This window comes from Sphingomonas sp., assembly GCF_035317925.1.
In the GTDB taxonomy this organism is placed as follows: Bacteria; Pseudomonadota; Alphaproteobacteria; order Sphingomonadales; family Sphingomonadaceae; genus Sphingomonas_I.
In genome coordinates, this window is sequence record NZ_DATHFV010000030.1 from 1 (window position 1) to 26,656 (window position 26,656).

A 26,656-nucleotide genomic window follows, 5' to 3' on the forward strand; every position below is an offset into this window, starting at 1 on the left:
GATCCGCCGCAAGGCGCTCGGCGAACTTTACGCCGCTGATGCCGAACGCATCGCGCGGGAGCAGGCGGCCCAGCCGGTCAGCGCCGATCGGCTGCGCGCCTTCTACCAATCGCTTTCGCCGCGCCATGCGATCGGTGCCGACGCATCCTTCGCGTCGCTCAGCGGCGATTCGCTCAGCTACGTGCAGGCCACGATCCTGATCGAGGAAGCGATCGGCGAACTGCCGCCGGGCTGGGAAACGATCAGCATCGGCGAGCTCGAAGAGCGCATGCAGAACGCGGCCGCCACGCGGCCGCGCCGCGGCATGAAGGCCGTGGAAGGCGAAATGCTGGCGCGGTCGTTCGCGATCACGCTCATTTCGGCGAGCCATGCCTGGTGGCCCAACCATTTGGGCATATCGTTAGCGGGCGGGTCCAGCATCCTGTTGCTGATCTTCGGCCTCAACCTGTTCCGGTTTCGCGGCCCGACGCTGCTGTCGCGCAGGCCGTTCGACGTCGTGCCGTCGATCTTCGTACGCTACATCCTGCCTTATTATCTGGTGATGGTCCTCTATTCGCTGAAGGACGGTTTCGACTGGCGCAATTTCGCGCTGATCGGGGTGTTCTTCTCGGGGCCGTCGGGCTCGCTTCACATGTATTGGTTCTTCGAAGCGCTGATCCAGATGACCATCATCATCGCGGCCCTGTTCGCGATTCCGGCGTTGCGGCATGCGGTCGAAAAGCGCCCTTCGGCCAGCCTGATCGGGCTGGTCGTCGCGGCGATCGTGCTGCGTCTGGTCGTGAACGAACTGCGGCCGATATACGATCTCCCGCCGCGCACGCCCGACGCGTTCCTGTTCCTTGCCTTCGGCGGCATGGCGCTCGCCGCGCTGCCGCGCTTGTGGGAGCGGGTGATCGTCTCGGCGATGATGGTGGCGACGGTCGGCTGGGCCGCCGGCTGGGGCAGCTGGCCGATCGTGCTGACGATCGGCCTGATCCCGTTGCTGTTCCTGCCGCGGGTGCGCGTACCGACCCCGCTTGCCTTTTGCGTGCGCCTGATCGCGAGTTCGACCATCTACATCTATCTGGCCAGCCGGATCGTGGTGTCGATCAGCGATGGCCCGCTGCACGGACGCTATCCGATCTTCATGTTCCTCGGCACGTTGGTCGTCGGCGTCGCGATCGGCGAATGCGTGCGCGGGTTCGAGGCGCGGCGCAGCCGCAAGCGGGCACCGCTCGATCCGGAAAATGCCGCAGCTTAGAGCGATTTCGAAGCAGGCGGAATCACCTGCTGGCTCGGAAATCGCGGTAAGACAAAACGTAGAGCGGTTGATCCGATGCAATCGGATCGCGAACCGCTCTAGCCGTCGAGCGCTTTCTTCAGCAGTTCGTTGACCACCGCCGGATTGGCCTTGCCCGCCATCGCCTTCATCGTCTGACCGACGAAGAAGCCGAACAATTTGTCCTTGCCGCCGCGATATTCGGCGACCTTGTCGGCATTGGCGTCCATCACCCTGGCGATCTCGGCCTCGATCGCGCCGGTGTCGCTGGTCTGCTTGAGCCCGCGCTCCTCGACGATCTTGCCCGCATCCTCGCCGGTTTCGAGCATGATCTCGAACACCTGCTTGGAAAGCGTGCCCGACAGCGTGCCGTCGGCAACCAGCGCGATCAGCTCCGCGCCCTGCGTCGGGCTCACCGGACTGTCGGCGATATCCTTGCCCAGCCGGTTCAACGCGCCGAACAATTCGGACGTCAGCCAGTTGGCGGCGGGCTTGGCGACTTCGGTTTCGGGCTTGCCGGTCGCGGCGAGCAACGCCTCGAACCAGCGCGCGGTCTCGACGTCGGCGGTGATCACGCTTGCCGAATACGCCGAAATGCCGAGCGCATCTTCATAGCGCTGGCGCTTGGCGTCGGGCAGCTCGGGCAGGCTGCCCGCGCATTCCGCGAGGAAATCGTCCTCCAGCACCAACGGCAGCAGGTCCGGGTCGGGGAAATAGCGATAATCGTGCGCATCCTCCTTGGAGCGCATCGATCGCGTCTCGTTGCGGTCCGGATCGTAGAGGCGCGTTTCCTGGACGATCTTGCCGCCGGCTTCGAGCACGTCGATCTGACGGCGCGCCTCGCCCTCGACCGTCGCCATCACGAAGCGGACCGAATTGACGTTCTTGGTCTCGGTGCGGGTGCCCAGTTCGCCGCCCGGCTTGCGCACGCTGACATTGACGTCGGCGCGCATCGAGCCCTGCTCCATATTGCCGTCGCACGAACCGACGTAGCGCAGGATCGCGCGCAGCTTGCGCAGATAGGCGCCGGCTTCGGCGGGCGAACGCATGTCGGGCTTGGACACGATCTCCATCAGCGCGACGCCCGAGCGGTTCAAATCGACATAGGAACGCGTCGGATGCTGATCATGCATCAGCTTGCCCGCGTCCTGTTCGACATGGATCCGTTCGATCCCGATCGTTTTGGTCTCGCCTTCGGCCGGTTCGATCTCGATCGCGCCTTCGCCCACCAGCGGATGGTAGAGCTGGCTGATCTGATAGCCCTGCGGCAGATCGGCGTAGAAGTAATTCTTGCGGTCGAACTGGCTCCAGCGGTTGATCTGCGCGCCGATTGCCATGCCGGTGCGCACTGCCTGGCGGATGCACTCCCGGTTGGGCACGGGCAGCATGCCGGGCATGGCGGCGTCGACCAGGCTGACCTGGGTATTGGGCTCGGCGCCGAACGCGGTCGCCGCGCCGGAGAAGAGCTTGGCGTTCGACGTGACCTGGGCGTGGACCTCCAGCCCGATCACGACTTCCCACGGGCCGGTGGCGCCCTCGATACGATAAACAGTCTCGGTCATGGTTTTCCGGTCGATCAGGCGCGGGCCATTGTCAATTCCCCTCTGTACGGGCAAGCCTCTTGCGCTTGGTGGATGAGGCGGGGACGATAGCGGCATGAAGCCTGTTTCCGTGCTCGTGGTGATCGTCAATTACCGTACGCCCTTGCTCGCGCTCGACGCGGCCGGCGCGCTCGAGATCGACGTCCGCGTGCGCGCTGATAGCCACGTCGTGATCGTTGACAATGGCTCGGCCGACGGCTCGGCGGAGATCATCGCCAAAGGCATCGCGGATCGCGGCTACGAGGATTGGTGCACCTTGCTCGCCGAAACGCGCAACGGCGGCTTCGCGGCGGGCAACAATGTCGGCATCGCCTGGTATGCGCACGAAACCGGCGCGCTTCCCGAATATGCCTGGCTGCTCAACCCCGACACGATCGCCGAGGAAGGCGCGCTCGGCGCCCTGGTCGATTTCCTGAAAGACCATCCGCAAGCGGGCATCGCCGGCAGCCGCTGCCTCGAACCCGACGGCACGATCTGGCCGAGTGCGTTCCGCTTCATGTCGCCGCGTTCCGAATTCAACGCCGCGGTCAATTTCGGCCCGATCACGCGCCTGCTCGGCAATCCGGTGATCGCGCCGCCGCAGCCCAATGCGCCGATGAAGACCGACTGGGTCAGCGGCACCAGCATGATGGTGCGCGGCACGGTGCTCGAGCAGATCGGGCCGATGGATGAGGAGTATTTTCTCTATTTCGAGGAAACCGATTATTGCGCGCACGCCGCCGAGGACGGGTTCGAAAGCTGGACCGTACCGGCCAGCCGCGTCACCCATATCGGCGGCCAGGCGACCGGCGTCACCGGCGAGGCGCGCGCGCAACGGCCGCGCCCGCGTTACTGGTTCGCGTCGCGCGCCCGCTTCTTCCTGCGCCAGCACGGCCTGATCTGGACGCATATCGCCAATCTGCTGTGGCTGATCGGCTATCCGGTCGGCCGCCTGATCGCGCTCTCGCGGGGCCGCAAGAGCGAGGACCCGCCCCATTTCTGGCGCGACTTCCTGTATCATTATTATGGAGTGGGCGGGATCATGTACGATCCGCGCAAACGCGCGCGGCTGATGGGGACGGGGGAGGAATGACGACCGATCTGATGCCTCATCCCTCGGCCGATCCGGCGGTGCGCCCGCGGAGCGATGTCGATCTCGGCCGTTTCAACCGGAACCCGCCCGACATTTCGTTCGGCGCGCTGATCCGCGAGGATTACGCGACCCATGGCCGCGATTTCTGGTCGCAGGGCTTCTGGGCGATCGCGATCCACCGCTTCGGCAACTGGCGCATGGGCGTGAAGAGCGGTCTGCTCCGCGCGCCGCTGACCTTGATCTACCGGGTTCTGAACAAGCATGTGCAGTGGCTGTGCGGGATCGAGCTTACCTACACGGTCAAGATCGGCCGGCGCGTGCGCATCTGGCACCAGGGCGGGATGACGCTCGAGGCGCTCGAAATCGGCGACGACGTCCATATCCGCCAGAACACGACCTTCGGCCTGCGCCAGCACGGCGATCCGCGCTGGCTCAAGCCGATCATCGGCAAGGGCTGTCAGATCGGGGCGGGGGCGGTGATCGTCGGGCCGATCATGATCGGCGAAGGCTGCACCATCGGCGCGAACGTGGTGCTCGCGCAGGACGTGCCGGTCAACAGCATCGTCACCGTGCCGAAGCCAGTGATCAAGCCGATCCGCTAAGCCCGACCCGTCATGCCGGACTTGTTCCGGCATCCACCTGGCCCCAAGCACCAAGATCAGAGGTGGACCCCGGAACAAGTCCGGGGTGACGATTAGTGGCTACCACCACTCGCCCGGCCGTGCCGTGAACCCGGCCCGCTCCTCGATCGCCAGGCACGCATTCAGCACGCCCTGCTCGTCGAGCGGCCTTCCGATCACCTGCAGCCCCAAGGGTAGCCCGGCCTGATCCAGCCCGCCCGGCACCGACATCGCCGGCAGGCCCGCGAGCGAGCTCGGCACGGTGAAGACGTCGTTCAGATACATCGCCAGCGGATCGTCCGATTTCTCGCCGAGCGCGAAGGCGGACGACGGTGCGGTCGGGGTCAGCAGCAAATCGCATTTCTCGAACGCCAGCGCGAAATCGCGCGCGATCAGGGCGCGCACCTTCTGCGCCTTGGTGAAATACGCGTCGTAGAAGCCGGCCGACAGCACATAGGTGCCGATCAGGATGCGGCGCTTCACTTCCGCGCCGAAGCCGTCGGCGCGGGTCGCGGCATACATGTCCTGCAGATTGGCGCCGTCGGGCAGATCGCGCAGGCCGTAACGCACGCCGTCATAGCGCGCGAGGTTGGAAGACGCCTCCGCCGGGGCGATGATGTAATAGGTCGGCAGCGCATATTTCGTGTGCGGCAGCGACACCTCGATCACGTTCGCGCCCGCATCCTTGACCAGCTGGATGCCGCGTTCCCACAGCGCGTCGATCTCCCTGGGCATATTGTCGACGCGATATTCCTTGGGAATGCCGATCGTCTTGCCGCGCAGGTCGGACGACAGGCCCGCTTCCCATTCGGGCACGGGCAGGTCGAGCGAAGTCGCGTCCTTCGGATCGAAGCCGGCCATCGCCTCCAGCATGATCGTGCAGTCGCGCACGTCGCGCGCCATCGCGCCCGCCTGGTCGAGGCTGGACGCGAACGACACCACGCCCCAGCGCGAGCAGCGGCCATAGGTCGGCTTGATCCCCGAAATGCCGGTGAAGGCGGCGGGCTGACGGATCGACCCGCCGGTATCGGTGCCGGTCGCGCCCGGCGCGAGCCGCGCGGACACCGCCGCCGAACTGCCGCCCGACGATCCGCCCGGCGCGAGCGGCGCATTGCCGCCGTCGTTGCGCCGCCAGGGGCTAATGACGTTGCCGAAATGGCTGGTCTCGTTGGACGAGCCCATCGCGAACTGGTCCATGTTCAATTTGCCGAGCATGCCCGCGCCGGCGACGAACAGCCGTTCGGTGACGGTTGATTCATAGGTCGGCACGAAGCCTTCGAGTATGTGGCTCGCGGCCGTTGTCTGCACGCCTTCGGTGCAGAACAGATCCTTGATCCCCAGCGGCACGCCCGACAGCGGCCGCACCGCACCGGCTTCGCGCTCCTGATCGGCGGCATCGGCGGCGGCGAGCGCATGCTCGGGCGTCTCGACGATGAAGGCGTTCAGGCTTTTGGCGGTCGCGACATTGGCGTTGAACGCCTCCGCCACTTCGCGCGCGGTGAAGTCGCCGGCCTGAAAGCCGTCGCGGATCTGGGCGATGCCGAGGTCGGTCAGGTCGCTCATTATTCGATCACCTTGGGCACGGCGAAGAAGCCATGTTCGGCCTGGGGCGCGTTGGCGAGCACCTTGTCGCGGATATTGCCGTCGGTGATGACGTCGTCGCGCAGGCGCAACTGGTTGGGGATCACCGTGTGGAGCGGCTCGATCCCATCGGTATCGACCTCGCCGAGCTGCTCGACCCAGCCGAGGATGTTGTTCAATTCGCCGGTCATCGCCTCGACCTCGCCGTCGGAAACGGCGATGCGGGCGAGGCTCGCGATCTTGCGCACTATGTTTGTATCTACGGACATGCTGGCGCGGCTAGCAGCCGGGCTGCCGGCCTTCAAGCGTTGCGCCATCCTATCGCCAGCGCCTATCGCGCTTTGATGCTCGCGCGCCGCTTCCTCTACATTATCGCTTTCCTGGTCGTGCTGGTGCTCGGCATCGGCCTTGCCTGGAGCCTGATGCAGGACCAGTTGATGCGGATGGCGTTCGTGCCGAACGGTGCGTTTGCGCCGATGCCGGCTTCGACCGCGCCCGATTATGCCAAGCCCCAGGCATGGCTGGCGCGGCCCGATCTGCCGAACGATCCGTCGCGCTGGCTGCCCGCCCGTTTTCCGGCGAACGGTCCGCCGCAGGCGGCGATCTTCTATGTTGCGCCGACCACCTATCTCGATCGCGGCCACTGGAACGCGCCGCTCGACGATGCGCAGGCCAATGCCCGCCTCGCGCAATTCGCGCAGAGCCAGGGGAGCGCCTTCAACGGCGTCGGCCAGGTGTGGGCACCGCGCTATCGTCAGGCGACGCTCGGCGCCTTCCTCGCCGCCGCCGATCCGCGTTCGGACCAGGCGATCGATTTCGCCTATCGCGATGTGGCGCGCGCCTTCGATGCCTTTCTCGCCGCCATCCCCGCCGACACGCCGATCATCCTCGCCGGCCACAGCCAGGGCTCGCTCCATCTGCTGCGGCTGCTGCGCGAGAAGATCGCGGGTACGCCGGTCGCGCGGCGGATCGTCGCGGTCTATGCGGTCGGATGGCCGATATCGCTCACCGCCGATCTGCCCGCGCTCGGCCTGCCGGGCTGCGCCGCGGCGGCGCAGGCGGGCTGTATCCTGAGCTGGCAGAGCTTCGCCGATCCCGCCGATCCGCGCATGGTCCAGACCTATTTCGACGGCAGCAAGGGGCCGACCGGCATCGCGCGCCGGAATACGGCGATGCTGTGCGTCACTCCGATCACCGGCACGGCCGGTGCCGCCGCGCCCGCATCCGCCAATCGCGGCGCGCTCGTGCCCCAGCCGGGCATGACCGGCGCCGATCTCGCGAGCGGTCTGGTGCCGGCACGCTGCACGCCGGCGGGGATATTGCTGATCGGGCCGGAGCCGGCCGGGTTCGGCAATTATGTGCTGCCCGGCAACAACTACCATGTGTTCGACTATGCCTTGTTCTGGGCCAATATCCGCGCCGATGCCGCGGCGCGGCTCAAGACCTTCCGCGGCACATGATCGGCAGCGATCCTTCCGAATTCGCCGCCGCTCTGCCTTATGGCGGACGGCTGGCGGCGCTTGATGTCGGCACCAAGACGATCGGCATCGCCATGTGCGACGCGATGTGGACCATCGCCAGCCCCGCCGAAACGATCCGCCGCGTCAAGTTCAGCGTCGACCGCGCCTTGCTGCGCGCGTTCGTCGCCAAGCATCAGGTCAAGGGCCTGGTGATCGGCCTGCCACTCAGTCTCGACGGCAGCGATAGCCCGCGCACCCAGTCGGTCCGCGCCTTCGCCCGCAATCTCGCCGATTTCGATCTGCCGATCCTGCTGTGGGACGAACGCTGGTCGACCGCCGCGGTGACGCGCACCTTGATCGCCGCCGACGCCAGCCGCGCCCGCCGCGCCGAACTCGTGGACAAGATGGCAGCGGCCTATATTCTGCAGGGGGCGATCGACGCTTTGGCGTCGGGACGTCTGGGGGAATAAGGGGGGAATGTCATGGACAGACCGCGCGAGATAAATCGCTTCGCGGGGCTCGCTCTGGCGGCGTGCCTGATCAATGTCGGCTCGACCTTGATCGTGCTCGATTTCGCGAAAAAGGGCCTGCTCGCGACCGCCGTCGGTGCGGCGATCGCGGTCGGCCTGATCCTGTGGGTGGCGCGCTGGCGCAGCCCGATCGGACGGGTCGTGCTCACCATCTGGCTCGGTTTCGGCATCGGTGCCGGGCTGGCCGGCTATGCGATGATCCTGCTTACCCGCCATGTCGTGATGATGAGCCCCGTGGTCCATGCGCTCAGCCTCGTCACGCTCGCGCTCAATTGCGCCGCTCTGGTGTTGCTCTGGTCGCGCGCCGCGTCGGTGTGGCTGCAGCAGCAGGCGGACGCGTCCTGATCATGGATCGGCCGCGCGAAATCGCCTGGTTCGAAACGCTCGGTTTGATCGCTCTGGTGCTCAATATCGTGAGTTCGTGGAGCCACGGCCTTTATTTGTCGGGCTCCATCATCGGAGCGGTGCTGGGCGGCGGAATCATTCTCTGGATCGCACGCGGCCGCAGCCGGATAGGGCGGATCGTCCTGACCGCATGGTATGGGCTGGGGTTGGCGATCATCCTTGTGGGCGGCGCGGTGGTCCTGTCGAGAAAAGATGGGCCCGTCTTCGCACTGTCCGAACTGGGCATTTCCATGATCGTCCCGGCGCTCAATATCGTTGCGCTCGTCTTGCTCTGGTCGAAGCCCTCTACTTTGTGGCTGAAAACCGGATCTCGAACAGGCTGACCGGCCTTGAGCTTACGGCAGAGCGCGCGTAGGGCACGGCTTTAATGTCGAACCCGCCCACACGCTCTGTCGATGGCCGCGAGGTTCACCCGTTTCCGCATCGCCATCTGACCGGAATAGCGGGGCTGCAGCCGCACGAAATCGCCTTCCTGCTCGACGAGGCCGAGCAATGGGTCCAGCTTAACCGCGGCACCGCCAAGCATGACGATCGCCTCGCCGGCCTGACTTTGATCAACGCCTTCTTCGAAAATTCGACGCGCACGCTTCTGTCGTTCGAGATCGCGGGCAAGCGGCTCGGCGCCGACGTGGTCAATATGGCGGTCGCCCAATCGAGCGTGAAGAAGGGCGAGACTTTGATCGACACCGCGATCACGCTGAACGCGATGCGCGCGGACATGATCGTGATCCGCCACGAATCCTCGGGCGCGGTCCAGCTGATCGCCGACAAGGTCGACTGCCCCGTGCTCAATGCGGGCGACGGGCGTCATGAGCATCCGACGCAAGCCCTGCTCGACGCGCTCACCATCCGCCGCCGCAAGGGCCGGATCGAGGGGCTGGTGGTCGCGATCTGCGGCGATGTGCTGCACAGCCGCGTCGCGCGCTCCAACATATTGGCACTGACCGCGCTCGGCGCCGACGTCCGCGTGGTCGGTCCGCCGACCCTGCTGCCGCCCGCGATCGAGCGGATGGGCGTGACCCGCTTCACCGATTTCGACGCAGGCCTCGACGGCGCCGACGTCGTGATGATGCTCCGCCTCCAGCGCGAGCGGATGGCGGGCGGCTTCGTGCCGTCCCCGCGCGAATATCATGCGCTCTATGGCCTCACTTATGATCGCCTCGCCAAGGCCGCGCCCGACGCTTTGGTGATGCATCCCGGTCCGATGAATCGCGGCGTCGAGATCGCGAGCAACGTTGCCGACGATCTCGAACGTTCGGCCATTACCGAACAGGTCGAGATGGGCGTCGCGGTGCGTATGGCCTGCCTCGACGTGCTGACGCGCGCGCGCCGTGGAGTCGCGGGATGGTGAGCGCGCTCGCCATCACCGGCGGCCGCGTGGTCACGCCCGAGGGCCTGATCAATGGCGGCGTGCTGATCCGCGACGGCCGCATTGCCGCGGTCGGCACGTTCGACCTGCCTGCCGATGCCGAGCGGATCGAGGCCAGAGGCGCGCTGATCGCGCCCGGCCTGATCGACGTCGGCGTGTTCGCGATCGACCGGCCCGCCTTCGTCGCGGGCGGGATCACGCGTGCGGTATTGATGCCCGACGGCAGCCAGCCGATCGAGACGGTCGCTTTGGTCCAGCATGCCGCCGCCGCCGGCAAGCCCAAGGTCTGGGTCCACCCGCTCGCCGCCGCGACGCGTGGCCTGGCCGGCGCCGAGCTCGCCGAGATCGGCCTGATGCGCGAAGGCGGCGCTTGCGGCGTAGGCGTCGGTCGGGCGTGGATCGCGGATTCGGGCGTGATGTACCGGCTGCTCAATTATGCGGGCGCGCTCGGCTTGCGCACCGTCGTCCATGCCGAGGATGGCGGCCTCGCCGGCCAGGCGGTGATGACCGATGGCGAAACCGCGACCCGGCTCGGCCTCGCCGGCGCCCCCGCCGAGGCTGAAGCGCTCGCGGTCGCCCGCGATCTGCTGCTGGTGGAGGCGACCGGCGCGCCGATCCATTTCCGTCAGGTGACCACCGCGCGTGCGCTCGATCTGATCCGTGACGCCAAGCGCAAGGGGCTGCCGGTCAGCTGCGGCATCACGCCCGCGCACCTGTTCCTTGCCGACAGCGCGGTTACGGGTTTCCGCACCTTCGCCCGCCTGTCGCCGCCGCTGCGCGACGAAGCCGACCGTCAGGCCTGCCTCGCCGCCGTTGCCGACGGCACGATCGACCTGATCTGTTCGGGCCACGATCCGCACGGCCCCGAAGCCAAGCGTCTGCCCTTCGCCGACGCCGAGGCGGGCATGGCCGGCGCGGAGACTTTGCTTGCGCTGAGCCTGGCGCTGGTCCGCGACGGACAGATCGGGTTCGCGCGTCTGTTCGATCTGCTCGCCGGTGCGCCGGCGCGTTTGTTCGATTTGCCCGGTGGTGCGTTGTCGGTCGGAGAAGAAGCCGATCTGCTGATCCTCGATTCCGAAGCGCCCTGGCGAATCGAATCGGATAGGATGGCGGCCACGGCCGGAAATACGCCGTTCGACGGGCTTCCGGTTCAGGGCCGGGTGGTGCGGACGATCAAGGGAGGTTTGCCGATTCTATGAAGGCTGTGGCGTTGGCTTTGCTTGTGGCGGTCGGAACCCTGGCGGTCACGACTGTCAGCGCCGCGCCCGATATTCAGGGCCTCCAGGCCAGGGCGCAGGCCGGCGATGCCGAGGCCGAATTTCAGCTTGGCGAAGCCTATCGCGCGGGGCGGGGCGTTGCTCCCGATCCGGAAAGCGCGATCATGTGGTATCGGCGCGCAACCGTCGCCGGCCATATCCGCGCGAGCGAGGAACTTGGCTTCGCCTTGTTCGCCCACGGCGACCGGCGCGAGGCGATGCCCTATATCGAGAAGGCCGCCGCCCGGGGCGAGGCGCGCGCTTTCTATCTGCTCGGCACCGCGCATTTCAACGGCGACTATGCGTCGCGCGACTGGCCGCTCGCCTACGCCCAGACGATGCGCGCCGCCGCGGCCGGCCTGGCCGCCGCGCAGAAGAATCTGGAGCTGATGGATCATTATCTGCTGCCCCAGGACAAGGCGAAGGCGGATCAGATCCTCGCTACCCTGCCGAGCGTGCGCAGCGGCGGGCAAGCCGATTCCGGGGCAAGCGCGCCGGCCGCCAAGGCGCCCCCCGCGCCTGTGCAGAGCGCCGACGCGACGGCCAAGCCCGCGAAGCCGGCCAAGGCCCCCAAGACGCCGCCTAAAACACCCGCCAAGGTCGTGGCGGCAACGGTAGCAACGGCGGCCGCGCCGGAAGCCGCGCCCGGCGGATCGTGGAAGGTGCAGCTCGGCGCGTTCGGATCGGCCGACCGCGCCCGCGATCGCTGGAAAACGCTTTCGGCCAAGGTCTCCGCCCTCGGTGCCTACGATCAGCATATCGTCGCGGCGGGATCGGTGCAGCGGCTCCAGGCGGGCAATATCGCGAGCAAGACCGAGGCGCAGGTGTTGTGCAAGAAAGTGGTCGCCGCGGGCGGCGACTGCCTGGTGATCGCGCCTTAGTCAGTCCGCCCAATCGGCGCGCTTATAGCCCTGCGCGTAGAGCAGGGCAGTCAGGTCGCCATGCGCGATCCGCGCATCGGCGGCGGCGGCGGTCGTGGGCTTGGCGTGATAGGCGATGCCCAGGCCCGCTTCCTCGATCATCGGTATATCGTTGGCGCCATCGCCCACCGCGAGCGTCTGTTCGCGCGAAAGGCCGAGCGCGTCGCGTTCGGCGATCAGCGTCTCGCGCTTGGTCGCCGCACCCACGATCGGGCGCGCGACGGTGCCGTCGAGCATGCCGTCGGCGAGGCCGAGCCGGTTGGATAGCGCCCGATCGAACCCGATTGCCTCCGCAACCTTATCGGCAAAAACCGTAAAGCCCCCTGAAACCAGAACGGTTCGTGCGCCATGCATCTTCATCGTACGGATCAGCGCGCGGGCGCCCGGCATCAGCACCACGCGTTCGGCATGGCAGCGGTCGATCGCGCTTTCCTCGAGCCCCTTGAGCAACGCGACGCGCGCATCCAGCGCCGCCTCGAAATCCAGTTCGCCCCGCATCGCGCGTTCGGTCACCGCGGCGATCTGGGGCTTGATCCCGGCATAATCGGCGAGCTCGTCAATGCATTCGATCGTGATCATCGTCGAATCCATGTCGGCGACGAGCAGTTTCTTGGCACGGCCGGCGGCGGGCTGGACCACCACGTCGATCCCCGGCAACAGCCCTTCCAGCGCGGCGCGCGCGCTCGCGCGGTCGGTCCGCCCGAACGGCAGGTCGGCGGCGACGCCCTCGTCGATCCAGGCGACCGCGCCCGGCATCGCGCCGACGCCCGCCAGCGCATCGCGCGCCGTATCCAGATCGGCGCGGGACAGGCCTCCGTTCGATGCTATCAGCGTCGCAATGTCCACGTCTTACCCTTCGGATCGCCCAAGGCTCGCGCTCATCGCAGGGCCGACCGCCAGCGGCAAGTCGGCGCGCGCGCTGGCGCTGGCCGAGCAGACCGGCGGCACGATCATCAATGCCGATGCGAGCCAGGTCTATCGCGATCTGCGCATCCTCAGCGCGCGGCCGACGGCGGCGGAGGAGGCGCGCGCGCCGCATCGCCTGTTCGGCCATCGCGATGGCGCCTTTCCCTGCTCGGCGGCGGACTGGGCGGAAGAGGCCAAGGCGGCGATTGCCGAGACGCTGGCCGGCGGGCGCTTGCCGATCCTGGTGGGCGGTACCGGCCTCTATATTCGCACGTTGCTCCTGGGCATCGCGCCGGTGCCCGAAATCGACCCCGGCGTTCGCGCCGCCGTGCGGGCGCTGGCGGCCGGGCCAGCCCATGCTGCACTTGCGAAGGAAGATCCGGTGGCGGCGGCGCGGCTGCATCCCAATGACACCGCGCGGCTGCATCGCGCGCTGGAGGTGATTCGCGCCACCGGCCGGCCGATCGGCGTCTGGCGCGAATCACGCGTCGGCGGGATCGCCGACACTGTTCGGATCGACTTGGAAACAATTGTAACTTCCGTCCCGGAGCTTTACGCCCGCTGTGACTCCAGGGTCGATCAGATGATCGCGGCCGGTGCCGTCGATGAAGTGGCCGCACTACGCGACCGCCGGCTCGATCCCGCGCTTCCGGTGATGCGCGCGATCGGTGTAAGCCAGCTACTTCAATATCTTGCGGGTAAAGTCACGCTGGATGACGCTATCATTTCGATACGGCAGGCGACGCGCAGTTATGCCAAGCGCCAGCGCACTTGGTTGCGCCACCAGCTCGTGCAAGGCCTTGATTCCGCGCCCGATCAGCCCGGCGATAAAGAGGGTTAACCCCCGTTGACGACCTTGCCATTTTGACTTTTTTGCACTAGCGAAACGAACTTGAGTTGGGGAATGCGCGCCTGTTCTAGCGCCGTGGGGTATCGATGCGTAAATTGAGTTTCTTTACGGCTGCTCTGCTGGCGGCGGCGACGTGTGCGCCGGCGAGCGCTACCTCTACCTTCACTGCGGCGCAGTATAAGAAGGCGAAGGAAGCCATCCAGGCGATGCAGACCACGAACCTGATCGTGTTCGGCAGCGCCAACATATCCTCGGATGTGGAGGGCAAAACCTATATCGGCGGCAACCTCTCCGGTGGCGGTACGTTCGGCGTCGGTCATCCTGGCAAGTCGGCCAAGACCTTCGCCCTCGCGCGCACCCTGACCGTCGGCGGCAATATGACCGGCAACATCAATGTGAATAACGGCATCGGCGTCAGCAACGTGGATGTCGCGGTCGGCGGCAATTCGACCGGCACGATCAACGTGAATAACGGCGCCGCCACCGCAACGGTGGAAGTGGGCGGCACATTTAATGCCCAGAACTTCAACCCCAACAGCAAGAAGACCGCGACCTACGGCGTGTCGGCGTCGGGCGTGCAGACGCAGGACCAGACCTACGTCAAGCAGAACACGAAGCTGAAGGCCGGCGGTACGCAGGACCTGAAGGCCGCGATCGCGACCGAAACCTCGGCGCTGACGGATCAGATGTCGATGTTGTCGCAGATCCTGGGCGCGCTGACGCCGAACGCGACGCTGAACAGCAGCAACCAGAACAGCATCCAGTTCAATTTCTCGGCTGCGGCGAACAGCAGCAGCTTCGCGGTTGCCGACATCACGGCCAGCCAGCTGGCGAGCGGTACCTTCTTTCTGCCGCAATATGCTTCGGTGAAGACGCTGATCGTCAACGTCAGCGGCACGACCGTGAATTTCGGCGCCAACGCGGCCGGCGCCTATCTGAGCAGCGATCAGACCAACATCATCTACAATTTCCTCGACGCGACCACGATCAACGTCAACACCGCCATCTACGGGTCGATCCTCGCGCCCAAGGCGACGATCACCGGCAACCAGCAGCTGAACGGCAGCATCGTGGCCAAGGTCTTCAACTATCAGGGCGAGGTCCATCTCGGCACCTTCAGCGGCAGCACCGGCTTCCTCGTCACCGCACCCCCGACGGGCGGCGGCGGCAGCCATCAGGTCGGCGACGTGCCGGAGCCCGCGAGCTGGATGACGATGCTGCTCGGCTTTGGTTTCCTCGGTTCGATTATTCGTCGCCAGCGTCGCACGGAGCGTCTGGCCGCGGCTTGATCAGACCTCCAACGACGAGCTTCCAGAAAGCCGCCTTAGGGCGGCTTTCTTTTTGTCTGTAAAACCCGCCGTTGAGTAACAAAGTTGCGTGATATCGCGTATTTTAAGACATAAAACACCGATTCTTGGTTGACTCCCTCTTGTGGCGTGGTTACCCGCGCCGTTCCTCCAACAACGAGCATCATCATGGCCCACGAACGCACCGGCGCTGACATCCTGATCGAGACTTTGACCGATCTCGGTGTCGAGGTCGTATTCGGCTATCCGGGTGGTGCGGTGCTTCCGATTTACGATGCGATCTTCAAGCAGGACCGCATCCGCCACATCCTCGTCCGCCAGGAAGGTGGCGCCGCGCACGCGGCCGAAGGCTATGCGCGCTCGACCGGCAAGCCCGGCGTGGTGCTGGTGACCTCGGGGCCGGGCGCGACCAACGCGGTCACCGGCATCACCGACGCGCTGATGGATTCGATCCCGATGGTGGTGATCACCGGCCAGGTGCCGACGCCCCTGATCGGCTCGGACGCGTTTCAGGAATGCGACACGGTCGGCATCACCCGCCACTGCACCAAGCAGAATTATCTGGTGAAGGATCCGGCCGAGCTGGAAGGCGTGATCCGCGAGGCGTTCCGCATCGCCACCACCGGCCGTCCCGGCCCGGTGCTGATCGATCTGCCCAAGGATGTGCAGGTCGCCGCGACCGCGGCCAACAAGCCGCGCACCAGCGTCGGCTATCAGCCCCAGACCGAGCCCGACGCACGCGCGATCGAAAGCGCGGTCGAGATGATCGCCGCGGCCGAACGCCCGATCTTCTATACCGGCGGCGGCATCATCAATTCCGGCCCGGCCGCGAGCGCGGCCCTGCGCGCGCTGGCGAAGCTGACCGGTGCCCCCGTCACCTCGACTTTGATGGGGCTGGGCGCGCTGCCGGCCTCGTCGCCTTTATGGCTCGGCATGCTCGGCATGCACGGCACCTACGAAGCCAATATGGCGATGAACAAGGCCGACCTGATCGTCGCGCTCGGCGCGCGTTTCGACGATCGCGTCACCGGCCGCCTCGACGCCTTCGCCCCGCACGCGCGCAAGATCCACGTCGATATCGACCGCTCCTCGATCAACAAGATCGTGTCGGCGGAGCTGGGCATCGTTGGCGATGTCGGCCGGGCGATGGAAAAGATGATGGAGGTGTGGAAGGCGCGCGGCCATCAGGCTGCCGATCTGTCCGCCTGGTTCGGCCAGATCACGCAATGGCGTGCCAGGCGCAGCCTCGATTTCCCCAACTCGACCAAGGAAATCATGCCCCAGCTCGCGATCAAGCGGCTGTGGGAGGCGACCAAGCATCGTGCACCGATCATCTCGACCGAGGTCGGCCAGCACCAGATGTGGGCCGCGCAGCATTTCGATTTCGAGGATCCCAACAAGTGGCTCACCTCGGGCGGCCTCGGCACGATGGGCTATGGCCTGCCCGCCGCGATCGGCGCGCAGATCGGCAATCCGGGTGCGCTCGTGATCGATATCGCCGGCGAAGCCTCGATCCAGATGAACATCCAGGAGATGTCGACCGCGACCCAATATGAGTTGCCGGTCAAGGTCTTCATCCTCAACAACGAATATATGGGCATGGTCCGCCAGTGGCAGGACCTGACCTATCAGGGCCGCCATTCGCACTCCTATTCGGAGGCGCTGCCCGACTTCGTCAGGCTGGCCGAAGCCTATGGCTGGAAGGGCATGCGGATCGACAAGCCGGATGCGCTCGACGACGGCATCGCCGAAATGCTGGCCTATGACGGCCCGGTGATGGTCGATTGCCGCGTCGCCAAGCTCGCCAACTGCTTCCCGATGATTCCGTCAGGGGCGGCCCATACCGAGATGATCCTGCAGGCCAACGAGGTCTCGGGCGAAATGGACGACGAGGCCAAGGCGCTGGTGTAAGCTGGCGCCGGGCCGACCGCCGATACTTTCAGGACCAATCATGCATATCCGTACCGAAGTCAGCGAGCGTCACACGCTCTCCGTGACCGTGGCCAACGAGCCCGGCATCCTCGCGCGCATCGCCGGCATGTTTGCCGGGCGCGGCTACAATATCGAGAGTTTGACCGTCGCCGAGGTCACTGAGGACGAAAGCGTCAGCCGCATCACGATCGTCACCTCCGGCCCGCCGGCGATGATCGACCAGATCATCGCGCAACTGGATCGGCTGCCGCCGGTGCATCGCGTCCACGATCTCACCGCCGAGGGCGCGCACGTCGAACGCGAGCTGGCCCTGGTCAAGGTCGCGGGCACGGGCGATCATCGGATCGAGGCGCTGCGCCTCGCCGAAGTCTATCGCGCGCGCGTGGTCGATGCGACCATCTCCAGCTTCGTGTTCGAGGTGACCGGCGGCACCGACAAGATCGACAAATTCCTCGAGCTGATGCGCGAGGTCGGCCTGATCGAGGTCGCGCGCACCGGCGTCGCCGCGATCAGCCGCGGCCACAACACTTTCTGATCCAATCACGCTACCGAAGGGGCATATTTCAATGCGCGTTTATTACGATTCCGACGCCGATATCGGCCTGATCAAGGGCAAGAAGGTCGCGATCGTCGGCTATGGCAGCCAGGGCCACGCCCACGCCCAGAACCTGCGGGATTCGGGCGTGAAGGAGGTCGCGATCGGCCTGCGTCCGGGCTCGGCCAGCGCCGCCAAGGCCGAAGGCGCCGGCTTCAAGGTTATGCCCGTCGCCGAGGCGTCGAAATGGGCCGACATCATCATGATCCTCGCGCCCGACGAGCACCAGGCCGGCATCTGGGACAAGGATATCAAGGACAATGTCCGCGACGGCGCCGCGATCGCCTTCGCCCATGGCCTCAACATCCACTTCGGCCTGATCGAAGTGCCCGCCGGCATCGACGTCTTCATGATCGCGCCCAAGGGCCCCGGCCACACCGTGCGCGGCGAATATGTGAAGGGCGGCGGCGTGCCGTGCCTGATCGCGATCCATCAGGATGCGAGCGGCAATGCCCATGACGTGGCGCTCTCCTACGCGTCGGCCGTCGGCGGCGGCCGCTCGGGCGTGATCGAGACCAGCTTCAAGGAAGAATGCGAGACCGATCTGTTCGGCGAGCAGGCGGTCCTGTGCGGCGGCCTCACCCACCTGATCATGGCGGGTTTCGAAACTTTGGTCGAAGCCGGCTACGCGCCGGAAATGGCCTATTTCGAATGTCTCCACGAGGTGAAATTGATCGTCGATCTGATGTATGAAGGCGGCATCGCCAACATGCGCTATTCGATCAGCAACACCGCCGAATATGGCGACTATCACACCGGCCCGCGCATCATCACCGATGAGACCAAGGCCGAGATGAAGCGTGTGCTCGCCGACATCCAGGGCGGCCGTTTCGTCCAGCGCTTCATCATGGACAACCGCATGGGCAATCCGGAAATGAAGGCCAGCCGCAAGCTCCAGGCCGAGCATGGCATCGAGAAGGTCGGCGCCGAATTGCGCGCGATGATGCCGTGGATCGGCAAGAACAAGCTGGTCGACAAAGAGCGCAATTAAGGGTCCGAACCCCAAGCTCCGGCTTGACTCATACGCGTTGCGCGGCAACTGATAGCGCTAACAAGCCGTGCGCATTCAGGCGCGGCCGCAACGCGTGCAGGAGAGAGCGGGAATGAAGGCTTTCGAGCCGGCGACTATGCTGGCCGAGGATTGGCGCAACGGGCTTTTCCTCGGTCGCATCGAGACCGCGGAAGGTCCGTCTCCGGTGCTGCTCAAAGGCGGCGTGCTCCATGATATGAGCCGCGTCGCCCCGACCGCCGCGCAGCTCGTCGCCGATCGCGCGTTCGATGCGTCGGCCGGCACGGCGCTCGGCGATCTCGATGGCCTCAAGCCGCATCTGCTCAGCCCCGTCGATCTGCAATGCGTCAAGGCTGCCGGCGTCACCTTCGCGGTGTCGGCGGTCGAGCGCGTGATCGAAGAACGCGCGCGCGGCGATGCCGGCAAGGCGGCCGAAGTGCGCGCGATGCTCGAAGGCCGGATCGGCGGCGGCATTCGCGGGCTCAAGCCCGGTTCGCCCGAGGCGATGGCGCTCAAGCAGGCACTGATCGACGAGGGCATGTGGTCGCAATATCTGGAGGTCGCGATCGGCCCCGATGCGGAGATCTTCACCAAGTCGCCGGTGCTTTCGACCGTCGGCTGGGGCGCCGAGATCGGCGTGCGGTCCGATTCGAGCTGGAACAATCCCGAACCCGAAATCGCGATCCTGTCCGACAGCCATGGCGAGCCGGTCGGCGCGAGCCTCGGCAACGACGTTAACCTGCGCGATTTCGAAGGCCGCTCGGCGTTGCTGCTCGGCAAGGCCAAGGATAATAACGCCTCCTGCTCGCTCGGGCCGTTCGTGCGGCTGTTCGACGCGAGCTTCACGATGGACGATGTGCGCAACGCCGAGATCGATCTGCTGATCGAGGGCGAGGACGGCTATGTGCTCGAGGGCCACAGCTCGATGCGCGAGATCAGCCGCGATCCGACCGATCTCGTCGCCCAGGCGATGAGCGAGCATCATTATCCCGACGGCTATATATTGTTCCTCGGCACCCTGTTCGCGCCGACGCAGGATCGGGACGATCCCGGCCGCGGCTTCACTCACAAGGTCGGCGACATGGTTTCGATCTCGACGCCCAAGCTCGGCAAGCTTGTCAATCGCGTGACGTATTCCAAATCGGCGGCACCATGGACGCTCGGCATATCCGGGCTGATGCATAATCTGGCTGCGCGCGGCCTTCTCGGCGCGCGCTAAACTAAGGCAAGGACGTATGAAGCTCACCCATTTCATCGGCGGCAAGGAAGTCGAAGCCGACACGCCGTTCAACAGCATCAACCCGTCGAACACGGACGAGGTGGTCTCCTCTTATCCGGCGGGCGGCAAGGCCGAGGTCGATGCCGCGGTCGCAGCCGCGCGGGCGGCTTTCCCCGCCTGGTCGATGGGCTCGCCCGAATTGCGGTCCGACCTGCTCGATCGCGTCGGCAACACGATCATGGCGCGCGCCGCCGAGCTCGGCGAACTGCTCAGCCGCGAGGAAGGCAAGACCCGGCCCGAGGGCATGGGCGAGGTCATGCGCGCCGCGCGTATCTTCAAATATTTCGCGGGCGAGGCGTTGCGCCGCCATGGCCAGACGCTCGAATCGACCCGCCCCGGCCTCGATGTCGAAGTGTGGCGCGAGGCGGTCGGCGTCTATGGCCTGATCACGCCGTGGAATTTCCCGATCGCGATCCCCGCGTGGAAGAGCGCGCCGGCCTTGGCCTTCGGCAACACGGTCGTGCTCAAGCCCGCCAATCCGACCCCGACGATCGCGCACGCGCTCGCCAAGATCATCCATGAGGTCGCCGCCTCGCTCAACGCACCCCCGGGCATCTTCAATCTCGTTCTCGGCCAGGGCGGCGTCGGCTCGGCGATTGTCGAGCACCCCGACGTCAATGGCGTATCCTTCACCGGCAGCCAGGGCGTCGGCGCCAAGGTCGGTCTCGCCGCGATGACGCGCCAGGCGCGCGTGCAGCTCGAAATGGGCGGCAAGAACCCGCTCGTCGTGCTCGACGACGCCGATCTCGACCGCGCGGTCGCGATCGCGCTCGATGGCGGTTTCTTCCAGACCGGACAGCGCTGCACCGCCTCCTCCAAGGTGATCGTGCAGGACGGCATCCACGACAAGTTCGTCGAAGCGCTCGCAGCGCGCGCCAAGGCCTTGAAGGTCGGCGCCGCGCTCGATCCGTCGACCCAGGTCGGTCCGGCCTCGTCGGACACGCAGTTCGAGCAGAATCTTCGCTACGTCGAGATCGCGACCAGCGAAGGCGGCCGTCTCGTCACCGGCGGCGACAGGCTCAGCCTCGACACGCCGGGCTATTATATGAGCCCCGCGCTAATCGCGGACACCAATCCGGATATGCGGATCAACAACGAAGAGGTGTTCGGACCGGTTGTCTCGACCGTGCGCGCCAAGTCCTACGAGGACGCGCTCGAGCTCGCCAATCGCGGCAATTTCGGCCTGTCGTCGGGCATCGTCACGACCAGTCAGAAATATGCCCGCCACTTCAAGAAGAATGTCCGCGCCGGCATGGTGATGATCAACCAGCCGACCGCGGGCGTCGACTATCATGTGCCGTTCGGGGGATCCCGCGGCTCCAGCTATGGCGCGCGCGAACAAGGCTTCGCCGCGGTGGAGTTCTACACCCAGATGAAGACCGTCTATGTCGGCGATTGATCCCAACACCGCCATCTATCCCAGCCTCAAGGGCAAACGCGTCCTTATCACCGGGGGCGGCAGCGGCATCGGCGAGGGGCTGGTCGAGGCGTTCGCGCTGCAGGGTTCGCGCGTCGCGTTCGTCGACATCGCCGACAAGGCGTCGCGCGATCTGGTCGAGCGGCTGTGCGACGCGCCGCACAAGCCGATCTATCGCCAGTGCGACATCACCGACATCGACGCTTTCAAGGCGGTGCTCGCGGAACTCGAGGACAAGCTCGGCGGCGTCGACATCCTCGTCAACAACGCCGCCAATGACGATCGCCATACCGTTGCCGAGGTCACGCCCGAATATTGGAACGACCGCCTCAACGTGAATCTGCGTCATCAATTCTTCGCGGCCCAGGCGGTGGTCCCCGCGATGAAGCGCGCGGGCAAGGGCGTGATCCTCAATTTCGGATCGATCAGCTGGCATCTCGGCATGGCCGATCTGGTGCTTTACCAGACGTGCAAGGCCGCGATCGAAGGCATGACGCGCGCGCTGGCGCGCGATCTCGGCCGCGACAATATCCGCGTCAACACGATCGTCCCCGGCAACGTCCAGACGCCACGCCAGATGAAATGGTACACGCCCGAAGGCGAGGCCGAGATCGTGAAGTCGCAATGCATCGACGGACGCATCCAGCCGGCGGACATCGCCGCGATGGTGCTGTTCCTCGCCTCCGACGATGCCCGCATGTGCACCGCGCATGATTATTTCGTGGACGCGGGCTGGCGCTAGGATGGGCGAACCGCGCAGCGTCCTCGCCGCTCAGGCGATGCTCGGCGAAGGCCCGGTCTGGGTCGCGCGCGAGCAGGCGCTCTGGTTCGTCGATATCAAGGGCCATAGGGTCCACCGCTTCGATCCGGCCACCGGCGATCACCGAAGCTATGACGCGCCCGGCCAGGTCGGCTGGGTGCTGCCGTCCGACGACGGCAAATTCCTCGCCGGCCTGCAGCAAGGGTTGGCGCGCTTCGATCCCGTGACCGGCGCGTTCGACATCGTCGCGACGCCCGAAGCCGGAACCCCCGGCAACCGGCTCAACGACGCGACCGTCGATGGGCAGGGCCGCGTCTGGTTCGGATCGATGGACGATAATGAGGAAGCCGATAGCGGCCGCCTCTATTGCTCCAACCAGGGCGTCGTACGCGACAGCGGGCTGCCGCCGGTCTGCATCACCAACGGCCCGGCGATCAGCCCCGATGGGCGCACGCTCTATCATACCGACACGCTTGGCCGCGTGATCCACAAGGTGCCCGTCAACGTCGACGGCACGCTCGGCCGCCCGAGCGTCTTCGTCACGATCGATGAGGCCGACGGCTGGCCTGACGGATCGGTCTGCGATTCCGAAGGCCATGTCTGGATCGGTCTGTGGGGCGGCTGGCGCGCGCGGCGTTATTCGCCCGCGGGCGAAATCGTCGGCGAAGTGCGGCTGCCCGCCGCCAACATCACCAAAATCACGTTCGGGGGGACGGATTTGTGCACCGCCTACGCCACCAGCGCACGAAAAGGTCTCGACGCGGACGCGTTGGACGGCCAACCTCTGGCCGGGAACATCTTTGCGTTCCACGTGGACGTACCGGGCGTTCCCGGCAATCTGGTCAGGCTAAGCTGACCGGCAACGACAACAACACTACAGGAATGGAGCGGGATATGGCGCGAGGGGAGAACCAGGGCAGCCTGGGCTTTATCGCCGCGATCGTGGCGGTTGCCACGATCGGCGGTCTGCTATTCGGATATGACAGCGGGGCCGTGAACGGCACGCAAGACGGCTTGCGCGCGGCGTTTGGCCTGAGCGACGCCAGCCTGGGCTTTACGGTCGGCTCGCTGCTGATCGGTTGCTTCATCGGCGCCTTCCTCGCCGGCCGGCTGGCCGACGTTTTCGGCCGCCGCAACGTGATGATGGTCGCCGCCGCGCTCTTCCTGTGCGGCGCGCTCGTCCAGGGCATCTCGTACGATCATAGCATCTTCCTGATCGCGCGGCTGTGCGGTGGTATCGCGGTCGGCACCGCTTCGGTGCTTTCGCCCGCCTACATCTCGGAAGTCGCGCCCGCGAACATCCGCGGCCGCATGACCACGATCCAGCAGATCATGATCATCACCGGCCTCACCGCCGCCTTCGTGGTCAATTATTTCCTCGCTGCCGCCGCCGGCAAGTCGACCAACATCTTCTGGGGCGGATACGAGGCATGGCGCTGGATGTATCTTTGCCAGGCACTGCCGGCCGCGGTCTTCCTGATCGCTTTGTTCTTCATCCCGGAAAGCCCGCGCTTCCTCGTCTCGCGCAAGCGCGACGAAGAGGCCACGACCGTGCTGACGCGTCTGTTCGGTGCGACCGAGGCCAAGGCAAAGCTGCGGGAAATCAAGGCCAGCTTCAGCAAGGATCACCGTCCGCGCTTCAGCGACGTGCTCGCGCCCGGCACCATCTTCCGCCCGATCGTGTGGGCGGGCCTGGTCATCGCCGTGTTCCAGCAGCTCGTCGGCATCAACGTCATCTTCTATTACGGCGAAACGCTGTGGAAGCTGGCGGGCGCGACCGAGGATACCGCGCTTCAGCGCAACATGATCTCGGGTCTCGTTTCGATCGCGGCCTGCTTCATCACGGTCTTCTTTGTCGACAAGATCGGCCGCAAACCGCTCCTGCTGATCGGCTCGGCGGGCATGGCAGTCGCCTTGTTCACGATGGTCTTCGCCTTCCATTCGGGCTCGCTCGACGCGGCGGGCAATCTCCAGCTGTCGGTGCACAATGGCTGGATCGCGGTGATCGCCGCCAACGTCTACGTTATCTTCTTCAACGCGAGCTGGGGCCCGATCATGTGGGTCATGCTCGGTGAGATGTTCCCGAACCAGATCCGCGGCTCGGCACTCGCCGTCTGCGGCTTCGCGCAGTGGTTCGCGAACTATCTGATCGCGCAAAGCTTCCCGGTCATGGCCGCGAAACTCGGCCTCACCCCGACCTACACCTTCTACGCGGTGTCGGCGGTGATCAGCTTCTTCCTGGTGAAGAAGTTCATCAACGAGACCAAGGGCAAGGAACTGGAGGCGATGGAGGGCTGAACCTCTCCACCGTTTTCGGGACAGGAAAGAGGCCCGTCGCTCCAACGAGCGGCGGGCCTTTTTCTTTCAACGTTCCTTTTTGAAGCTACCGGTCGAGAGCGGCCATACGATCTCGATACTGGCCGAGCCATCCGCGTTCAGGTGGCAATGCGCACCTTCGGACGCCAGCACCTCCGCCGCCTGTTCAAACGCATCGCGCGCCTTGTAGCCTGCCTTTTCGAGGCCCGTAAAGTTCACGCGAAGCGGCGGCTCAATGACATTGATGCGGCCATAAATCATGGAATCAACCAGCGCGTTCACGTTCTTGCCGTGCCACTTAGGCGCGATCAACGCGGCGAGTAAGGCATCGTAGAAATCCAACGCTGAAGTCCAAGTCGCCGCGTCTAACTCTACGGTCTGCATGGCGCGCGTCAGTGGTTATGCCGCGGCGTCTTCGCCGAAATGCCGCGATACTTCAGCGCGAATTCCAGCACCGCGCCTTCGTGCATCTGGCCGGTCTTCTCGCGGAACAGCTCTTCCCACGGCGTGTGGCTGGGCGGGATCGGCGGCGCGGGCTCGGTCTTGCGGCGCGAGATCTCGGCATCGTCGACCAAGGCGTTGCACGTGCCCGCATTGAGGTCGATCCGCACCATGTCGCCCGTATGCAGCCACGCCAGCCCGCCGCCCGCCGCGCTCTCGGGCGAGGCGTTGAGGATCGAGGGGCTGTCCGACGTGCCCGATTGGCGGCCGTCGCCCAGCGTCGGTAGCCACATCACCCCGCGCTGGATCAGCGCATCGGGCGGCTGCATGTTGACCACCTCGGCCGACCCCGGCCAACCGATCGGCCCGGCGCCGCGCATCACCAGGATGCAATTCTCGTCGATGTTCAGCGACGCGTCGTTGATGCGATGATGATAATCGTCGGCGCCGTCGAACACGATCGCGCGCGCCTCGAACGCGCCCTCCGATCCCGGATGGCTCAGATAGCGCGCCCGGAATTCCTCGGAGATCACGCTCGTCTTCATGATCGCATGGTCGAACAAATTGCCCGACAGTGCGAGAAAACCGGCCTTGTCCTTGAGCGGCGCGGCGAACGGCTTGATCACGTCGCGGTCATGGCTTTCGCGCCCGGCCACATTCTCGCCGATCGTGCGCCCGGTCACGGTTGCGCAGCCGGCGTGGAGCTTGGCCGCCACCAGCAACTCCCATAACAAAGCCGGCACGCCGCCCGCGCGATGGAAGCGCTCGCCCAGATATTTGCCCGCCGGCTGCATGTTAAGCAGCAGCGGTAGATCGTAGCCGTGCGTCGTCCAGTCGTCGGGCGAGAGTTCGACGCCCGCATGGCGCGCCATCGCCATGATGTGCGGCTCGGCGTTGGACGATCCGCCCGCGGCGGTGACGAACGCGATCGCGTTGAGGAAGCTTTCGCGCGTCAGGATCTTCGAAGGCCGCAGATCCTCATAGGCCATCTCGACGATGCGCTGGCCGGTCCGGTAGGCCATCTGCCCGCGCTCGCGATACGGCGCCGGGATCGCCGCGCAGCCCGGCAGCGACAGGCCCAACGCCTCGGCCACGCCGTTCATGGTCGATGCCGTGCCCATCGTATTGCAATGGCCGGGCGAGGGCGCGCTGTCGGTCGCGCGCTTGAGGAATTCCTCCTCGTCGATCTCGCCCGCCGCGAGCTTGCGCCGCGAACGCCAGATCACCGTACCCGACCCGACCAGTTCGCCTTCGTGCCAGCCGTCGAGCATCGGCCCACCCGACAGCACGATCGCCGGGATATCGACGGTCGAGGCCGCCATGATCTGGGATGGCGTCGTCTTGTCGCAGCCGGTGGTCAGCACGACCGCGTCGATCGGGTAGCCGTAAAGGATCTCGACCAGCCCGAGATAGAGCAGGTTGCGGTCGAGCGCGGCGGTCGGCCGGCGGCAATTTTCGAAGATCGGATGGACCGGGAATTCCATCGGAATGCCGCCTGCATCGCGAATGCCGGCGGCGGTACGCTTGGCCAGCTCGACATGGATGCGGTTGCAGGGGGACAGGTCGCTGCCCGACTGCGCGATACCGATGATCGGCTTGCCCGAGCGCAGCTCCTCCGGCGTGATGCCGTAATTCATGAAGCGCTCGAGATAGAGCGCGACCATGTCGCTGCGCGCCGGATCGGCGAACCAGTCGCGCGAGCGGAAGGGACGGACGGGCGTAGAGGTCACGGGCGCACTCCGAGAGACATGGTAGCGCTACAAACCCGGGGG

Annotated in this window: 26 protein-coding genes; 20 read left to right on the forward strand and 6 right to left on the reverse strand. The window is 65.8% G+C overall.

Going from position 1 to position 26,656, the window contains the following annotated elements; genetic code table 11:
• Positions 1–1,240, forward strand: a 1,240-nt coding sequence (locus tag VK533_RS02095; protein ID WP_324374553.1) for a hypothetical protein, incomplete at its 5' end; no start/stop codon positions are given.
• A gap of 98 nt (positions 1,241–1,338) precedes the next feature.
• On the opposite strand, the gene gatB is transcribed toward VK533_RS02095, so the two are convergent.
• A complete protein-coding gene (gatB, locus tag VK533_RS02100) occupies positions 1,339–2,820 on the reverse strand; it encodes an Asp-tRNA(Asn)/Glu-tRNA(Gln) amidotransferase subunit GatB (RefSeq protein ID WP_324374555.1) in 1,482 nt (493 codons plus the stop codon).
• A gap of 94 nt (positions 2,821–2,914) precedes the next feature.
• Here gatB and VK533_RS02105 point away from each other — a divergent pair, with 94 nt between their 5' ends.
• Together VK533_RS02105 and VK533_RS02110 are read left to right on the forward strand one after the other, a co-directional pair.
• The gene (locus VK533_RS02105; RefSeq protein WP_324374557.1) at positions 2,915–3,931 is read left to right on the forward strand and encodes a glycosyltransferase family 2 protein; all 1,017 of its coding nucleotides are present in this window, start codon (positions 2,915–2,917) and stop codon (positions 3,929–3,931) included.
• Positions 3,928–4,533, forward strand: coding sequence for a serine O-acetyltransferase (locus VK533_RS02110; protein ID WP_324374559.1), 606 nt, complete (start codon positions 3,928–3,930; stop codon positions 4,531–4,533). Before VK533_RS02105 ends, VK533_RS02110 begins: the two co-directional genes overlap by 4 nt.
• A gap of 99 nt (positions 4,534–4,632) precedes the next feature.
• Here the strand turns inward: VK533_RS02110 and gatA are convergent, their stop codons facing one another.
• Together gatA and gatC are read right to left on the reverse strand one after the other, a co-directional pair.
• Positions 4,633–6,114, reverse strand: coding sequence for an Asp-tRNA(Asn)/Glu-tRNA(Gln) amidotransferase subunit GatA (gene gatA / locus VK533_RS02115; protein WP_324374561.1), 1,482 nt, complete (start codon positions 6,112–6,114; stop codon positions 4,633–4,635).
• Positions 6,114–6,401 (reverse strand): Asp-tRNA(Asn)/Glu-tRNA(Gln) amidotransferase subunit GatC, encoded by a 288-nt coding sequence (gatC, locus tag VK533_RS02120; protein WP_324374562.1) that lies wholly within the window; start codon positions 6,399–6,401, stop codon positions 6,114–6,116. The genes gatA and gatC overlap by 1 nt, the downstream gene beginning before the upstream one ends.
• A 75-nt stretch (positions 6,402–6,476) precedes the next feature.
• Here gatC and VK533_RS02125 point away from each other — a divergent pair, with 75 nt between their 5' ends.
• The 7 genes from VK533_RS02125 to VK533_RS02155 are packed head-to-tail and all read left to right on the forward strand — an operon-like array spanning position 6,477 to position 12,033.
• On the forward strand, positions 6,477–7,592 hold the full coding sequence (locus VK533_RS02125) for a DUF3089 domain-containing protein (protein WP_324374607.1): 1,116 nt from the start codon (positions 6,477–6,479) through the stop codon (positions 7,590–7,592).
• Positions 7,589–8,062 (forward strand): Holliday junction resolvase RuvX, encoded by a 474-nt coding sequence (gene ruvX / locus VK533_RS02130; protein WP_324374564.1) that lies wholly within the window; start codon positions 7,589–7,591, stop codon positions 8,060–8,062. Before VK533_RS02125 ends, ruvX begins: the two co-directional genes overlap by 4 nt.
• A gap of 12 nt (positions 8,063–8,074) precedes the next feature.
• On the forward strand, positions 8,075–8,467 hold the full coding sequence (locus VK533_RS02135; RefSeq protein WP_324374566.1) for a hypothetical protein: 393 nt from the start codon (positions 8,075–8,077) through the stop codon (positions 8,465–8,467).
• Positions 8,468–8,469: 2 nt separating this feature from the next.
• A complete protein-coding gene (locus tag VK533_RS02140; RefSeq protein WP_324374567.1) occupies positions 8,470–8,850 on the forward strand; it encodes a hypothetical protein in 381 nt (126 codons plus the stop codon).
• 44 nt (positions 8,851–8,894) lie between these two features.
• A complete protein-coding gene (locus tag VK533_RS02145) occupies positions 8,895–9,878 on the forward strand; it encodes an aspartate carbamoyltransferase catalytic subunit (RefSeq protein ID WP_324374569.1) in 984 nt (327 codons plus the stop codon).
• Positions 9,872–11,095 carry a dihydroorotase gene (locus VK533_RS02150; protein WP_324374571.1) on the forward strand — a complete coding sequence of 408 codons (1,224 nt, stop codon included), beginning with the start codon at positions 9,872–9,874 and terminating at the stop codon, positions 11,093–11,095. Before VK533_RS02145 ends, VK533_RS02150 begins: the two co-directional genes overlap by 7 nt.
• Before the next feature lie 11 nt (positions 11,096–11,106).
• Positions 11,107–12,033 (forward strand): SPOR domain-containing protein, encoded by a 927-nt coding sequence (locus VK533_RS02155; protein ID WP_324374573.1) that lies wholly within the window; start codon positions 11,107–11,109, stop codon positions 12,031–12,033.
• Here the strand turns inward: VK533_RS02155 and serB are convergent, their stop codons facing one another.
• Complete coding sequence (serB, locus tag VK533_RS02160; protein ID WP_324374574.1) at positions 12,034–12,918, reverse strand: phosphoserine phosphatase SerB; 885 nt, start codon at positions 12,916–12,918, stop codon at positions 12,034–12,036. It abuts the gene before it with no gap.
• On the opposite strand from serB, the gene miaA reads away from it, so the two are divergent.
• The 10 genes from miaA to VK533_RS02210 all read left to right on the forward strand — a co-directional run bounded on the left by miaA (position 12,911) and on the right by VK533_RS02210 (position 24,425).
• Entirely contained in the window at positions 12,911–13,819 is a 909-nt protein-coding gene (miaA, locus tag VK533_RS02165) for a tRNA (adenosine(37)-N6)-dimethylallyltransferase MiaA (RefSeq protein ID WP_324374576.1), read from the forward strand. The genes serB and miaA overlap by 8 nt on opposite strands.
• 95 nt (positions 13,820–13,914) lie before the next feature.
• A complete protein-coding gene (locus VK533_RS02170) occupies positions 13,915–15,117 on the forward strand; it encodes a collagen-binding domain-containing protein (RefSeq protein ID WP_324374578.1) in 1,203 nt (400 codons plus the stop codon).
• A gap of 186 nt (positions 15,118–15,303) precedes the next feature.
• Entirely contained in the window at positions 15,304–17,046 is a 1,743-nt protein-coding gene (gene ilvB, locus VK533_RS02175; protein WP_324374580.1) for a biosynthetic-type acetolactate synthase large subunit, read from the forward strand.
• Between the two features lie 40 nt (positions 17,047–17,086).
• The gene (ilvN, locus tag VK533_RS02180) at positions 17,087–17,602 is read left to right on the forward strand and encodes an acetolactate synthase small subunit (protein ID WP_324374581.1); all 516 of its coding nucleotides are present in this window, start codon (positions 17,087–17,089) and stop codon (positions 17,600–17,602) included.
• Between the two features lie 31 nt (positions 17,603–17,633).
• Positions 17,634–18,653, forward strand: a complete 1,020-nt coding sequence (gene ilvC / locus VK533_RS02185) for a ketol-acid reductoisomerase (protein WP_324374583.1) — start codon at positions 17,634–17,636, stop codon at positions 18,651–18,653.
• A gap of 112 nt (positions 18,654–18,765) precedes the next feature.
• Positions 18,766–19,890: a fumarylacetoacetate hydrolase family protein gene (locus VK533_RS02190; protein WP_324374584.1), complete on the forward strand. Its 1,125-nt coding sequence runs from the start codon at positions 18,766–18,768 to the stop codon at positions 19,888–19,890.
• Between the two features lie 16 nt (positions 19,891–19,906).
• Positions 19,907–21,349, forward strand: coding sequence for an aldehyde dehydrogenase family protein (locus VK533_RS02195; protein ID WP_324374586.1), 1,443 nt, complete (start codon positions 19,907–19,909; stop codon positions 21,347–21,349).
• Complete coding sequence (locus tag VK533_RS02200) at positions 21,336–22,109, forward strand: SDR family oxidoreductase (protein WP_324374587.1); 774 nt, start codon at positions 21,336–21,338, stop codon at positions 22,107–22,109. Before VK533_RS02195 ends, VK533_RS02200 begins: the two co-directional genes overlap by 14 nt.
• Before the next feature lies 1 nt (position 22,110).
• Positions 22,111–22,983: an SMP-30/gluconolactonase/LRE family protein gene (locus VK533_RS02205; protein ID WP_324374590.1), complete on the forward strand. Its 873-nt coding sequence runs from the start codon at positions 22,111–22,113 to the stop codon at positions 22,981–22,983.
• Complete coding sequence (locus tag VK533_RS02210) at positions 22,980–24,425, forward strand: sugar porter family MFS transporter (RefSeq protein WP_324374609.1); 1,446 nt, start codon at positions 22,980–22,982, stop codon at positions 24,423–24,425. Before VK533_RS02205 ends, VK533_RS02210 begins: the two co-directional genes overlap by 4 nt.
• Before the next feature lie 66 nt (positions 24,426–24,491).
• Here VK533_RS02210 and VK533_RS02215 read toward each other — a convergent pair whose 3' ends face one another.
• Positions 24,492–24,827: a barstar family protein gene (locus tag VK533_RS02215; RefSeq protein WP_324374592.1), complete on the reverse strand. Its 336-nt coding sequence runs from the start codon at positions 24,825–24,827 to the stop codon at positions 24,492–24,494.
• An 8-nt stretch (positions 24,828–24,835) separates the two neighbouring features.
• On the reverse strand, positions 24,836–26,614 hold the full coding sequence (locus VK533_RS02220) for an IlvD/Edd family dehydratase (RefSeq protein WP_324374593.1): 1,779 nt from the start codon (positions 26,612–26,614) through the stop codon (positions 24,836–24,838).
• Positions 26,615–26,656 lie beyond the last annotated feature (42 nt).

Coding starts and splice junctions, on each gene's coding strand:
- VK533_RS02110 (WP_324374559.1), top strand. CDS start 3,928: ATGACGACCGATCTGATGCCTCATCCCTCGGCCGATCCGGCGGTGCGC.
- ilvN (WP_324374581.1), top strand. CDS start 17,087: ATGCATATCCGTACCGAAGTCAGCGAGCGTCACACGCTCTCCGTGACC.
- VK533_RS02190 (WP_324374584.1), top strand. CDS start 18,766: ATGAAGGCTTTCGAGCCGGCGACTATGCTGGCCGAGGATTGGCGCAAC.
- gatA (WP_324374561.1), bottom strand. CDS start 6,114: ATGAGCGACCTGACCGACCTCGGCATCGCCCAGATCCGCGACGGCTTT.
- ruvX (WP_324374564.1), top strand. CDS start 7,589: ATGATCGGCAGCGATCCTTCCGAATTCGCCGCCGCTCTGCCTTATGGC.
- VK533_RS02150 (WP_324374571.1), top strand. CDS start 9,872: ATGGTGAGCGCGCTCGCCATCACCGGCGGCCGCGTGGTCACGCCCGAG.
- VK533_RS02215 (WP_324374592.1), bottom strand. CDS start 24,827: ATGCAGACCGTAGAGTTAGACGCGGCGACTTGGACTTCAGCGTTGGAT.
- VK533_RS02205 (WP_324374590.1), top strand. CDS start 22,111: ATGGGCGAACCGCGCAGCGTCCTCGCCGCTCAGGCGATGCTCGGCGAA.
- VK533_RS02145 (WP_324374569.1), top strand. CDS start 8,895: ATGTCGAACCCGCCCACACGCTCTGTCGATGGCCGCGAGGTTCACCCG.
- VK533_RS02105 (WP_324374557.1), top strand. CDS start 2,915: ATGAAGCCTGTTTCCGTGCTCGTGGTGATCGTCAATTACCGTACGCCC.
- gatC (WP_324374562.1), bottom strand. CDS start 6,401: ATGTCCGTAGATACAAACATAGTGCGCAAGATCGCGAGCCTCGCCCGC.
- ilvB (WP_324374580.1), top strand. CDS start 15,304: ATGGCCCACGAACGCACCGGCGCTGACATCCTGATCGAGACTTTGACC.
- VK533_RS02135 (WP_324374566.1), top strand. CDS start 8,075: ATGGACAGACCGCGCGAGATAAATCGCTTCGCGGGGCTCGCTCTGGCG.
- VK533_RS02200 (WP_324374587.1), top strand. CDS start 21,336: ATGTCGGCGATTGATCCCAACACCGCCATCTATCCCAGCCTCAAGGGC.
- miaA (WP_324374576.1), top strand. CDS start 12,911: ATGTCCACGTCTTACCCTTCGGATCGCCCAAGGCTCGCGCTCATCGCA.
- VK533_RS02125 (WP_324374607.1), top strand. CDS start 6,477: ATGCTCGCGCGCCGCTTCCTCTACATTATCGCTTTCCTGGTCGTGCTG.
- VK533_RS02170 (WP_324374578.1), top strand. CDS start 13,915: ATGCGTAAATTGAGTTTCTTTACGGCTGCTCTGCTGGCGGCGGCGACG.
- gatB (WP_324374555.1), bottom strand. CDS start 2,820: ATGACCGAGACTGTTTATCGTATCGAGGGCGCCACCGGCCCGTGGGAA.
- VK533_RS02195 (WP_324374586.1), top strand. CDS start 19,907: ATGAAGCTCACCCATTTCATCGGCGGCAAGGAAGTCGAAGCCGACACG.
- VK533_RS02140 (WP_324374567.1), top strand. CDS start 8,470: ATGGATCGGCCGCGCGAAATCGCCTGGTTCGAAACGCTCGGTTTGATC.
- ilvC (WP_324374583.1), top strand. CDS start 17,634: ATGCGCGTTTATTACGATTCCGACGCCGATATCGGCCTGATCAAGGGC.